The sequence below is a fragment of the Planctomycetia bacterium genome (assembly GCA_021413845.1).
Lineage (GTDB): Bacteria > Planctomycetota > Planctomycetia > Pirellulales > PNKZ01 > PNKZ01.
Window position 1 is genome coordinate 89,909 of the sequence record JAIOPP010000095.1, and the last position, 12,401, is coordinate 102,309.

Consider the following 12,401-nt stretch of genomic DNA (forward strand, 5'->3'; position numbering starts at 1 on the left):
CGTTGAACAATTTTTTCCGCGAGCTTCAACTTCGATTCATTTTCTTAAAGCATCGTATTTTCGGCCCTTGCAAGAGGAGCCGGCCGCGACGGCTCGCGAAAGCGCTACGACATATTGACGCGTCAATGGCACGCAGTTCGCTTGAGGGGGCTTCGCCCACCTCACTCCCTAAATACGAGAGGCGAACCTATGTCCGACGAGAGTCTCGCTCAAGTTGAGAAGCCGCAAAACGGCATCGCCGGGTTGAAACACATTCGGCACGACATCCTTTCCGGTATCGTGGTCTCGCTCGTTTCTCTCCCACTTTCCTCGGGCATCGCCATCGCCTCGGGAGTGCCTCCCGTTTACGGACTCATCTCGGCGATCATCGCCGGCTTGCTGTTCCCGTTTATCGGCGGAGCCTACATGACCATCTCCGGGCCGGCCGCAGGGCTCGCTCCGGCGATCCTCGCCGTGATGATCTCGCTCGGCGGCGCCGGCGACGCCACGCATGTCGGCGAAGGTTATCCGTTCTTGCTCGTCGTGATCTTCATGGTCGGCTGCTGTCAGCTGGTCATGGCCTTATTCGGCCTCGCTCGCTACGCCGCGATGATTCCGGTCGCCGTGGTCGAAGGAATGCTGGCCTCGATCGGGTTGATCATCATCGTGAAACAATTCGCTCCGTTCTTCGGCTACACGACGAAGCTCCACGCCAAGGAGTTCTACGAATACGTGCTGGCCTTCCCTCAGCTTGTTTCAGGCATGACGCCGCTGGTGTTCGCCGTCGCCGCCACGACGCTCGTCGCACTCTTCGTCATGGGTGCGCTGCAAAAGAAGGTGCGGTTCTTCCAAATCCTCCCGCCGCAACTCATCGCGGTCGTCGTCGGGGTGCTTCTCGCGCAAGCGCTCGGCCTCGGTGCTTTGAACGACGGCAAGTTCTTGATCAAGATCCCGGAAAACCCGTTCCACGGCATCCATACGCCCCACTTCGCGGAGCTCTTCGCACGGCAAGACCTCTGGTATGCCGCAATCATGGGCGTGATCATGCTCACGCTTATCGACGGCGTCGAATCGCTCGCCACGGCGATGGCGATCGACCGGATCGATCCGTTCCATCGGCGTTCATCTCCCAACCGCGTGTTGCTCGCCATGGCGATCTCGAACATCGCTTCCAGCTTGGTCGGCGGTCTCACGATCATTCCCGGCGGCGTGAAGAGCAAAGCCAACATCGCGGCCGGCGGTCGCACGCTGTGGGCCAACTTCACGAACTCCATCTGCTTGATCTTGTATCTCCTCGTCGGCTATCAGTTGATCAACTTGATTCCGCTCTGCGTCTTGGCCGCGGTACTGATCTACACCGGTTGGAAGATGTGCGAACCGCTCGTGTGGCGCCATGTCGCACACATCGGCAAGGAACAACTCGGCATCTTCATGTTCACGATCGTCGCGACCCTTGCGACCGACTTGCTGATCGGCATCGTCGCCGGCGTCGTGGCGAAGCTCGTCCTCAACGCCTACCTCTGTCGCAAAGCGGTCCTGACGTTCCCGAAAGATGCTCGCACCTCGGTGTTCATGGATCTGTTCGCCAACCCGGTCGGTCGCAAGGAATGGGTCGGCAATACCTATCACTTGTATCTCGATAAGCCGGTCGCTTGGTTCAATGCCGGTAAGCTTCAGAACGAAATGAACAACCTTCCTCCGAACGCACACGATGTCGTCTTGCACATGAGCGAGTCGGTTTCGATGTCGGAAAGCTTGATCGGCTTCTTCCAAAATCCGATCAGCCACAAGGTGCTCATCGACGGTGAGTACCACATGCATGTGACGAAGCCGCTCGTCTGCTTCAACACGATGCAGCTCAGCAAAGAGTTGGAAGAGATTCCCGAAGAAGCGACCAAGGTGCACATCCATATCGACGAACGGGTAACGCTCATCGATCATTCGTCGTGCGACACTTTGATGCATGCCGTGCGGGAATCGAAGCATTCGCGCGTGCCGGTTCAAGTCATCGGACTCGAACGGATGACGGCCCTTTCGCACCACGATTCCAGCGTTCGCGTAGCCGACAACAACTATTCGCACGTGCCGGCTTAGGCCGACATTCCGCTCTCGGCTCCCTTCGGCTCCCTTCGGCTCGCACGCAGCGCGAGCCGAAGGGGCGCGAGCACTGCCGATACCGATCTCTTCTCACGACTCCAACAGGAATTCCCTACCATGTCGATTTCCGAACTCGATCCTCCGCAGAAGGGCCGTTCGATCACGCTGACGGTAGTCCGGCCTGAGATTCGCAAACCGCTGACGTTTCGCCCGGCCTCCGCTCAGGAAACGGCCGGCGCGACCCACAGCAGTGCCTACACGATGCGCATTCCCTCGCAGCCGACGACCTTTCGCTTTGCGAAACAAAGCTCGGCTTCCGGAATCAAGTTCCTGATCTTCTCGGTACTCTTTATCGCAGCCGCGGCGTTTCTCTTAGTCGAAATGGCGAATACGCCGCTGTTGCGAACGCCGATCATCACGGTCTCGCTCGTCTGCATCGCGATCGGCGCGGCCCTCGCCCATCTCGCCGTTCGCAATCTCTTCGGACGACTCCGCGTCGATGCGCAAGGGATTCGCTTATCTCCCGGCTACCTCGGCTACTTCATCCCGTGGTCCGAGCTTCGCGGTTGGAACATGGACGGCTTCGCGTTCCGCTTCCGCAGCCAGAAGTCGAAGCACGACCTCACCGTCGACTGCGACCACCTCACGGCCGACGACCGCCAAATGCTCCACGAAGTTCTGTTGTCGTGCGCGACGGAAAAAGAATTTGCCCGCGCTGAAAAGAAGGCCGAATGGAAGAAGGCCAAGTAGTTTCGTCCGCATCACGAACTCAACAATCACGGGCCGAGGCAGCAACTCGCTTCCTCGGCCCGATTGTTTTTTAGCGGCTCTCACTAAGGCCGGACGCCGCGCGAGGCACTACCCTTTCACCTTGTAGCCGATCGCCAGCAGGGCTTCGCGCACCCGTTCGAGGTGCTTGCCTTGGATCTCGATCGTGTCGTCTTTCACGGTGCCGCCGGCTCCCTGCTCCGCCTTGAGCTTCGCCAGCAACGCGGCAAGGTCGTTGTCGGCAGCCGAGAGTCCGTGAATCACGGTGACGAAGCGGCCCCCGCCGCGCTTTTCCAGCGCCAGTCGGGCCGTTTGTTTTTGCGGTGCAAGATACTCGCGCGGTGGGCTCGGCGCGGGAGGGCAGCGACATTCAGCGAGGACCTTCCCGCAGCGTTCGCAAGTCGGCGGTCGGTCCCACGGAGTTCCGGCGAACAAACGCATCGCGGCTCTTCCTCTCGAGTGATTCTTGCTACCGTGTCCGAGTTCGAACCACGGCCTGCTGCCACCCCTCGACGATCGCTTGGCGCCGGCGAGCGTCTATTTCCGGCGTGAAGTGCCGGGCGGCGCGCCAATGTGCGGCGACGTCGTCGAGCCCTTGCCAATAGCCGACGGCGAGCCCCGCTAGATAGGCAGCCCCGAGGGCCGTCGTTTCAGTCGTCGCCGGCCGAACCAGCGGCACGTTCAGCACATCGGCTTGAAACTGCATGAGGCCGTCGTTGACCGAAGCCCCGCCGTCGACTTTCAATTGCTTTAGCGCCGCGCCGGCATCTTGCTGCATCGCCGTCGCCAGGTCGAGCGACTGATACGCCATCGATTCCAGCGCCGCTCGCGCCAGATGTCCGGCCGTGGTGCCGCGGGTCAGCCCGTAGATCGCGCCACGCGCATCCGGATCCCAATAAGGAGCGCCGAGGCCCGTGAAAGCGGGGACGAAATAAACGCCGCCGTTATCGTCGACCGAAGCAGCCAGCCGCTCGACATCGGCCGACCGCTCGATGATGCCGAGCCCATCGCGCAACCATTGCACCACCGCACCGCCGATGAACACGGAACCTTCTAGGCAATATGTCGTCCGCCCGGCGACGGTCCAGCCGACGGTCGTCAGCAGGTTGTGCTTCGAAGCGACCGGCCGCTCGCCGATGTTCATCAGCAGGAAGCAACCTGTGCCGTAGGTGTTCTTCGCATCGCCGACTTGAAAACAGGCTTGGCCGAACGTCGCAGCCTGCTGATCGCCGGCCATGCCCGCAATCGGAATCGACTCGCCGAACCACTCGGGCACGGTCGCGCCATAGACCTCGCTCGACGACCGCACCTCGGGCAGCATCGCACGCGGGATATCGAGGATGCGCAAGAGCTCGTCGTCCCAAGCAAGCGTGTGAATGTTCAACAGCATCGTGCGGCTTGCGTTGCCGACGTCGGTCACATGCCGCCGGCCGCCGGTAAGCCGCCACGCGAGGAACGTGTCGACGGTGCCGAACAGAATCTCGCCGCGCTCGGCTCGGGCTCGCAAGCCCGGCAGCGTATCCAAAAGGTGCTTGATCTTGGTTCCGGAAAAATACGCATCGACGACGAGCCCCGTTCGCTCGCGGATCAGCGGCTCCAGGCCCTCGGCCTTCAATCGTTCGCAAATCGGCGCGCTCACACGACTCTGCCACACGATCGCGTTCGCTACCGGCTTGCCGCTGGAGCGATCCCAAAGAATCGTCGTCTCGCGTTGGTTCGCGATTCCGATCGCGGCGATGTCGCGTGCTTCGAGCTGTGCCTTGCGCAGCGCCTCGCGGGCGGTCGCGAGCTGTGAATTCCAAATCGCTTCCGGATCATGCTCGACCCAACCGGGCTGCGGCAAGACTTGCTCGAACTCTTGCTGCGCTTGGGCGACGGCTCGGCCCGTTCGATCGAACACGATCGCGCGACTCGAGGTCGTCCCTTGATCGAGCGCGAGCACGAAGCGAGAGTCGGTGCTGGTCATGAGCGGAGCGAGGCTTCGGTGGCGAGCAGGTTGTTCGAGGGGGCATCGGACGACAGCAGATCGCCCCCCGGTTCTTCGGCCACATGCAACGTATCACCCACTTCGCGACGAGAAAAGAAATAAATCACCACACCGATCAGCGCGATTCCGATCGTCACCAAGCGATACATCAGCGAGACCAGCAGCCCGCGGGCCGCCGGAATATGCGCCTTGGAAATCGTCGGATAGAGATATTCGATCGCCGCTTCGAAGGTGCCGAGCCCGTTCGGGGTGATCGGCAACGCGCCGGCGAACGCCGCCAACGGCACGATGACGAACTGCTCGCTCAGGGTCGGGCTTTCGCCGACGATCGCTTTGCCGAGCAAAAAGTAGCCGAACACAGTGAGGATATGCAACGAAATGCTGAGGCAGAGCGTGGCGAAGATCGTGCCGAGGCGCTCGCGGTACATGCGCACCGCCTCGAGCAGTTGATGAAACACGGGACCGACCTTCGGCAACCGCGCGAGGAATTGCGAGACCTTGCCGCTCGTAAAGCCGGGAATGAGGAGCATGACGATCCCGATCGCGCCGACGATGGTGCTGATAAGTGTCGACTTCGCCGCCACGCGTACCGGATACGAATCGGAAAACCAAAGCCCATCGACGACCACTGCCGTCGAAGCGACGAGGAACAAGGCATAGAGCCCGATGATGCGATCGAGCACGACGGTCGCCGCAGCCTGAGCGCGCCGGCCTGGGAAGTTGCGTGCGATGGCGACCGCTTTGAACAAGTCGCCGCCGACGCCGCCCGGAGCGACGAAGTTCAACAAGTAGCCGAGAAACCCGAGCCGCAACGCTTCCTTCACGGTAAACGGAAACTCGAGCGCTCGCACGAGCAATCGCCAGCGCATGATCGACACGATGACCGAACAAAAGAAGAGCGCAAAGCCGGCGGCGATCAGCCCGAAGTTCTTCGGCTGATCGAGCATCTGCAAGAACTCTTCCTTGCGCGAAGCGTCGTAAATCAGGTAGCCGAGAATGCCGGCGGCGAGTCCGAACTTCAGCAGGCCGGTAAAAATCTTATTCTTAAAGACGTTTTTCACGCGATCTTATGACCTCGACGGTACGATAAGCGGATGTATGTTCGCGGGCGACCCAAAGCGCTCGTCGATGCAGATGTCGAAACGGCAGCGATTGAAATCCGAAACCGAATGGCTGAGGGACTGCGGCGAGCGGTCGGCCGGCTTCCGCCAGCGACCGACTGCGAGCGTAAGTCGTTGCCGGGTAACACCGAGCGTCGGCTTGACAGCCTCGCGGGCTAGTGATAAAGTTTCGATCTACGCAGGGCAACCCCAAAACGACCGTAAGGTCGCTGAAGGAAATGGTTTGCCGACGTTCCGCCGGCACCCAGCCACGCCGACGGCAGAAGAATTCGCCGGGGGATTAGCTCAGTTGGGAGAGCGCTTGCATGGCATGCAAGAGGTCATCGGTTCAAGTCCGTTATCCTCCACTAATGAGACCACTTAGGGCATTCCTAAGTGGTCTTTTTTGTTGAATTTACGGCATTTCCATGTTGTTGAGTCTCAATAAGGCGGGTGCTTGGGTGCTATAAATGGGTGCTAGGCACCGCTCTCGGGTCGGGTATATTGGGTCTTTTTAGCACCCATGTCCTTGAACCCCAGCGAGCCTCCATGGCAACTTCAACCGTCGACATTCCGACAGATGATCGTGGTCGAATTCGCTGCTATGTCGGCTACCACATCTCTGCATCTGGGAAGCGAACGCAGCACCCCTTCTATTTTGGTCGGATCGATAACGAGATCGATACCAAGCAATACCAGAATCGCCTCCAGCGCATCAAAGACGTATGGGCCGGGGTTGAAGCCCGCCATGACGCTCAAGATCTCTACGGCTTATTAGAGCCCTCTAAGCCCGTCTGGCGACCGGACGACCTGTGGGTCGCCGACAACTTGGCGAAGGGCCGATATCAAATTGTGGTCGAACGGTCGGCTGGACAAGACGGCCATTCTTATTCCATCCGCCTGAATCTCCTGGCACAAACCTACCCGCAAGCGTACTTCGCACCGGCCGATGCGGCCACTTATGCCTCGGGGCAGATATTTTGGGAAAAAGCTGCCGTTTCGCAGCTTCAAAGTATCGGGATGGCCGCAGGAAAAATTCTTCCGCATCAGACGGGCTTTTTGCATCAGGCCCTCAGCCAGTATCGAAAATCGCACGAAGAGACCTACGTCGATCCGACCACCAAGAAGCTGACCGCAAATGGCGTCGTTCGCTGCGAGTACGTCGATCACTTGCTAGAGCATCATCCGGACATGCCTCTCACCGACCTCGACCAGGAAGGATGTCAGCAACTACTCAACTACTGGCGAAATCGGCCGATCTCGAAGAAGTCCAAAGAGAACAAGCAGATCTCGAAATCGTATGCAAAGCATCATAAGGACGAGTTGATTGCGTTCTTTCGGTGGTTGCATTCCTCGAAGCAGTTCGCATGGCGGAAGCCCGAGGACTTCGACATGCTGAAGACGAACATCTTGGATATCGCTTCGGAAAGGACGGACATCTCCGCACTCGTCGTGAAGACGTTCGAATTCGAAGACCTGCAACTTCTCTACAAGCACGCCTCGAAGTTCGACCGCTTGCTTCTGCTCCTCGGGATCAACTTCGCATTTCGAGGTGCGGAAGCCGGAACCCTACAACTTCAGCATCTCCTCGATCGCCATCCTCACGCCAAGTACCTTTCCCAATACTGCGAGTTTGAGGTCGATCCCGAGGACAAATGGGTGATCTACTGCCGGGGAAAGAACGGTCATCTAGGAGAGTTCTACGTTTGGAAACGGACTCAAAAGTATCTGCAATGGTGGCTGGAAGAACGCACCCGCATAGTCAGAAAAACCGGCGTCAAGCACCCGGAGGTACTTCTCACCAAAGATGGCGAGTTGCTTTTCCGCCGAACCACCGGCAACAAGAACAATTCGCAGATTTTCGCCAAGAAGTGGACCGAACTGCTTGATCGAGTTGCGGCGAAGACGAAGCGATCTTTGCCGAGAATTCCCTACGGCGGCCTTCGAGATGTCGCCACCGATCTCATTCGCCAAGCGAAGATTAACGGAGCCGGAGAAGTCGCCAAGACGATGACGATGCATAAGACCCCGTTGGCGAGCGATGACTTGCTTTCGGTCTATTCGAATCATCCGTGGGGACGACTGTTCATGGCTCAAAAAGAGGTCGAAGCCAAACTAGATCCATGGTTTGAGGCGGTCGAATAGACTCAACTGGCACAACTCAACCCCGATGCCGCATCGATCGTCACCGACCTCCCGCCAAGACACGGTCGTAGGTTCGATTGGCGATCTTCAAATCGTTGACGAAGTCTTCGAAGCGACTCTCAGGTATCAGAACTTCGCCGTTCTTCATCCAGCCCTTAGCAATGGCCCAGATCTTGATGGCACAAAGAGAACCGGGAACTTCATGCTCCGGCAGGACGTTGACCAGGAACACCGACAGCAGCCCACTTTCGATGACACGCTCGCAGAGGGCGACGACTTCGGGAATGGCGTCAAAAGAACGGGGATCTTGCTCGTAGCCCTTAACGGCTGCGACGATCGGAGCACCCGGCCTGTTGACGCCGGTGCCGGTGCTGCGAATAAACTCGTTCAAGCCTGCGATGTCCAGATCCACCGTCATTTCGATGACGGAGGTCGGATGCGGAAGAAACGACTTTCGCCGGATCGATTTCTTATTTGGATCGTCCATTTTGCGCCTGCTCTATGGTGGTTAGCCACATTTTAACACACAACCACCAACGGAAAAACCAGCCGGTTCTAAGCCTTCCGATTGGTCCGTTCCTGCGCCACTTTGACGTATTCAACCTTCTGTTCCATCAGGATCAGGACCACTGCATCGACCGTGTTCAATCGGCCGGGCTTCGGCATGCTTTCCAACCATGCTCGATCGAATAAACTGAGCGGACCGTCCGAAAGATCTGCGAGGGAATTTCGATGCGAGTACCGGTTGAGAAAATCCGAGCGGCGATACTGCATCCGGAGCGAGAGGTTCGTAACGACACCGTCTATTATTTCGCCCGCTCCCGCTCGCCCGATCCGACGATCATGCCGTTGGTGATCGAGGCCATCGCTCGGTTCGGCCTCGAAGCCTTCATCTCATATTCCTTCCTCGACCACCTCGTGCAGACCGAACAGTCTCTCAAGTGGATGCTTCAGGAGATCGAGCGAATCGGCCGAGCGGACGAAGGTCGAGAAGCATCATATCTTCAGTCCCTTCTTCAGGGCCTTGCCCATGCTGATCCGACACTGCTGAAGGAGCACAAGTCCGAGATCCAAGTGACGAAAGAAATCGACGACGCCGTTCGGGAGGCCGTCAAGTTTCGCATCAATCTCAGCACTCTCGATCCCGTCGCTCTTTGGCGAGCGTTCAACGACTTCTGCGACGAGCAAGAGGCGAAGGAAGAAACCTCGAACGAAGATTACGAGCGAGGTTGCTCGATCGTCGAAGTGATGAGCCGTTTTCCGGATCACTTCCGTGAACAGACGCTGACGATCCTCGCCGAAGATTCGGAGGAAGTCCGAACCGTGCTGGCCGTTCGACTGGCAGGACGAATGCGTCTCGATGCCGCCGTGCCGGAGTTGCTGGATCTGGTTGAAGGAGACGACGATTGGCTGAACGAAGAGATCTACTGGGCGTTGGCGACAATCGGCAGTGATGCCGTGGTCAAGGAGATCGCCGCCCGCTATCACGAAGTCGATGCCGGGCTTCGTTCTGCGTACGCCTCGACGTTGGAAGAAATTCGCACCGACCTCAGCGTCGAGACTTGCCTGAAGCTGTTTCAGGAGGAGCAGGACGAAGAGATCCGGGGGCGGTTGCTGCAAGCGGCTCTGATGAACTTCGCACCCGCCGCCGTCGAACCAGCCCGGCAATACGTGCTCCATACGCCGAAGACGCCTGACGTGTTGGAGGTTCGAGATGCCTTGCTCGTCGTCTGCAAAGTGATGGAGACCACGTTTCCCGAATTCGACGCTTGGCAGGAGGACCGGAAGAACGATATCGCCTTCCGTCAGGAATGGTACAAGGACCATCCGCTGGTCGAACTCGCCGATCACGATGAGAACGACATTCAAGACGGCGAGGACATTTTCGACGACTATGAAGATGATGAAGAGTCGACCACCGTCGTTCGTCGAAGTCCGTCTGTAGGCCGCAACGACCCGTGTCCGTGCGGCTCCGGGAAGAAGTACAAGAAGTGCTGCTACGGGAAGGATGGGTTCGAGGAGTCCGATCTCGCCGATTCGACAGGCATGAGCGAAGCTCGCCCAAACGCTTCAGCCGTCAGCTATCCTCTCGCCACCGTCGCCTACTACGGTCCTGACGACAGGGTCACGACGAAGATCGTGGTCGGCGTCTTTCCCCGAGTCGGTGCCGAGGCGATTCTCGAACGCTGGGTCGGCACGAACGTCACGAACAATCCGAAAGTCAAACGGCAGATCAAGGACTTCTTGGATAAACGTCACGTCAAGAACGTCGTCACTTCGGACGGCAACTTGGGATGTCCGCACGAGGAAGGCCAAGACTTTCCTCAAGGCGAAGATTGCCCGTTCTGTCCGTTCTGGGCGGGCAAGCAGGGAAGCAATCGACAAGGATAGATGCTGGCCCTGGCCGATTTGTCGTGACTTTAAGAGGCGGCGGCTTGCCATCGGCGGCGATGACGGACGAAGTCGTGCCGATCCATGCGACCATCAAGAGAAAGACGATTCTGGGATGAAAGCGCATAGCGTCCCATCAAGTCGTAATTGGAACATCGCAAGGAAACGAAACCTGGGACGATGTCGATTCTAGCCGATCCGTCCGGTTGGCCGGATCGAACAGTGGTCGGACCGGGTGGATTCGACCATTTCCGTGCGCTTGTTGAATTACAGCGAGCGGATGATTGCAGTCCGCCTTCGACCGATTGAAACCTGTGGCAATCGTCTTGTCGTCGGGATAGATTCCTAGGAAGGTTGCCTTGAATCCGGTTCCATCTTTTTCCGAAAGAGTTGCCTCATGGCCCGTCTCTTTTGCCTTAGTCTGGTTGCGGCTCTCGCAACTGCACTTCCAGTCCACGCTCAGACGAAAGACTCGCCTAAGAACTTCACGAACGACCTCGGGATGAAGTTCGTCTGGATTCCGCCGGGAAGTTTTCTGATGGGAAGTCCGGTAGCGGAAGAAGAACGGGGAAATAACGAGTCCCAGCACAAGGTCACGCTGACCAAGGGCTTCTACATGGGGGCGTACACCGTAACGCAGGAACAGTGGCAAGCCGTCATGGGGAACAACCCCAGCGAGTACGTGGGGGAAAAGAACTTGCCCGTTGAAAGCGTCAGTTGGGACGATTGCCAGAAGTTCATCGAGAAGTTGCGTGAGAAAGAGAAGCGGCCGTATCGTCTCCCGACCGAGGCCGAATGGGAATATGCCTGCCGTGCCGGTACGACGACGCCGTTTCACTTCGGCGAAACCATTTCCACCGATCAAGCCAATTACAACGGCAAACGTGTCTACGGCACCGGCAAGCCAGGAGTCCATCGAAAGAAGACCACTCCTGTCGGCAGCTTTTCGGCGAATGCGTTCGGCTTGTACGACATGCACGGCAATGTTTTTCAGTGGTGCCAGGACTGGTACGACGACTATCCGCCAACCGAAGTGACCGATCCGCAAGGGGCGAGTAAGGGCGAACACCGTATCATGCGTGGTGGTTGCTTGATCTTCTTTCCCGAAGGCTGCCGCTCGGCTTTTCGTTTTCGGCGGGAGCCGAGCAACCGGAAGAACAAGATCGGTCTCCGGCTCTGCATCGACTCGGAGTGACGGTTTTCATCGCCGATCGTTTCACAAGCCTAGTCGTGTCGACTTGCAAACACGATACGGTTCCCACCGAACTTGGCTGGGCTCTTATTTCCGCCAAGGGACGAGGTTGGCGTTAACCTTTTTTGCCTTACTCATAAAAAGTGAGTCGGATCGTGTCGGCGGTCATGGCAATTTCGGCACGCCCGAAGTTCCCGTTCGCATGAAAGCGTTCTTCGATAAGCACCTGCTCGGAAAAGAGGTGCCGATCTCGATCGAGCCGATCAAGCCGGGGGAACGAAAGGGCTAACCGATCGGCTTCATCTGACGGATTGCCCATCGATAGCAATCGCCATGATGCTCGTTTGAGTATCCCACCCTTCAAGGCGATCTCATCGAGGTTGCCTCAGCGTATCGCTGCCGTCGTTCCGCCTCTATCGAGATCGACAGCCCTTCGGATCGCCTCACTGACGCTCATCGGCCGTACTTTGAAAACTTTAAGAGCGGCATCGTCTCGAACGACGGTCGGGTTCTTCAAGCCCTCGATCAAGTGACGACCGACTTCGAAGCTTGCGGGAGTTACGAGAGCCAGCCACAGGCCGGAGAGATACGGCGTAAGCACCGGTACGAAGATCAGCCAACGCCGTAGATGCTTGAGCTTGGCATACACTCGGATGAGATCGCTGTAAGTTACGACATCCGGGCAGCCGATTTCGAAGATGCGACTCTCTCCCGCAGGGAGTTCCTCGGCAGCCAGCAGATA

General features: G+C 58.1%; 10 protein-coding genes and 1 tRNA gene. 6 read left to right on the forward strand and 5 right to left on the reverse strand.

The features are described from left to right. The first annotated feature begins 189 nt into the window (after positions 1 to 189). Positions 190 to 2,073, forward strand: coding sequence for a SulP family inorganic anion transporter (locus K8U03_17855; GenBank protein MCE9606757.1), 1,884 nt, complete (start codon positions 190 to 192; stop codon positions 2,071 to 2,073). Positions 2,074 to 2,193: 120 nt separating this feature from the next. Next, positions 2,194 to 2,826 carry a hypothetical protein gene (locus tag K8U03_17860; protein ID MCE9606758.1) on the forward strand — a complete coding sequence of 211 codons (633 nt, stop codon included), beginning with the start codon at positions 2,194 to 2,196 and terminating at the stop codon, positions 2,824 to 2,826. A 108-nt stretch (positions 2,827 to 2,934) separates the two neighbouring features. Here K8U03_17860 and K8U03_17865 read toward each other — a convergent pair whose 3' ends face one another. Genes K8U03_17865 through K8U03_17875 form a run of 3 tightly spaced genes read right to left on the reverse strand, consistent with a single transcriptional unit; the run spans position 2,935 to position 5,892 of the window. Beyond that, positions 2,935 to 3,285, reverse strand: a complete 351-nt coding sequence (locus tag K8U03_17865) for a translation initiation factor (GenBank protein MCE9606759.1) — start codon at positions 3,283 to 3,285, stop codon at positions 2,935 to 2,937. 28 nt (positions 3,286 to 3,313) lie between these two features. Then, a complete protein-coding gene (glpK, locus tag K8U03_17870; GenBank protein MCE9606760.1) occupies positions 3,314 to 4,810 on the reverse strand; it encodes a glycerol kinase GlpK in 1,497 nt (498 codons plus the stop codon). Continuing rightward, a complete protein-coding gene (locus K8U03_17875) occupies positions 4,807 to 5,892 on the reverse strand; it encodes a flippase-like domain-containing protein (protein ID MCE9606761.1) in 1,086 nt (361 codons plus the stop codon). The genes glpK and K8U03_17875 overlap by 4 nt, the downstream gene beginning before the upstream one ends. Positions 5,893 to 6,226: 334 nt before the next feature. Here K8U03_17875 and K8U03_17880 point away from each other — a divergent pair. Together K8U03_17880 and K8U03_17885 are read left to right on the forward strand one after the other, a co-directional pair. Further along, positions 6,227 to 6,299 (forward strand) — tRNA-Ala (locus K8U03_17880). A gap of 181 nt (positions 6,300 to 6,480) precedes the next feature. Continuing rightward, positions 6,481 to 8,076 (forward strand): hypothetical protein, encoded by a 1,596-nt coding sequence (locus tag K8U03_17885; protein MCE9606762.1) that lies wholly within the window; start codon positions 6,481 to 6,483, stop codon positions 8,074 to 8,076. 40 nt (positions 8,077 to 8,116) lie between these two features. Here K8U03_17885 and K8U03_17890 read toward each other — a convergent pair whose 3' ends face one another. Then, a complete protein-coding gene (locus K8U03_17890) occupies positions 8,117 to 8,563 on the reverse strand; it encodes a hypothetical protein (GenBank protein MCE9606763.1) in 447 nt (148 codons plus the stop codon). A gap of 245 nt (positions 8,564 to 8,808) precedes the next feature. Between K8U03_17890 and K8U03_17895 the strand changes: the two genes are divergently transcribed. Both K8U03_17895 and K8U03_17900 read left to right on the forward strand, forming a co-directional pair. Beyond that, positions 8,809 to 10,467 (forward strand): SEC-C domain-containing protein, encoded by a 1,659-nt coding sequence (locus K8U03_17895; GenBank protein MCE9606764.1) that lies wholly within the window; start codon positions 8,809 to 8,811, stop codon positions 10,465 to 10,467. Positions 10,468 to 10,864: 397 nt separating this feature from the next. Continuing rightward, entirely contained in the window at positions 10,865 to 11,662 is a 798-nt protein-coding gene (locus K8U03_17900; protein ID MCE9606765.1) for a formylglycine-generating enzyme family protein, read from the forward strand. Positions 11,663 to 12,044: 382 nt separating this feature from the next. Here the strand turns inward: K8U03_17900 and K8U03_17905 are convergent. Further along, a partial coding sequence (locus K8U03_17905) for a DUF2867 domain-containing protein (GenBank protein MCE9606766.1) occupies positions 12,045 to 12,401 on the reverse strand: 357 nt, incomplete at its 5' end.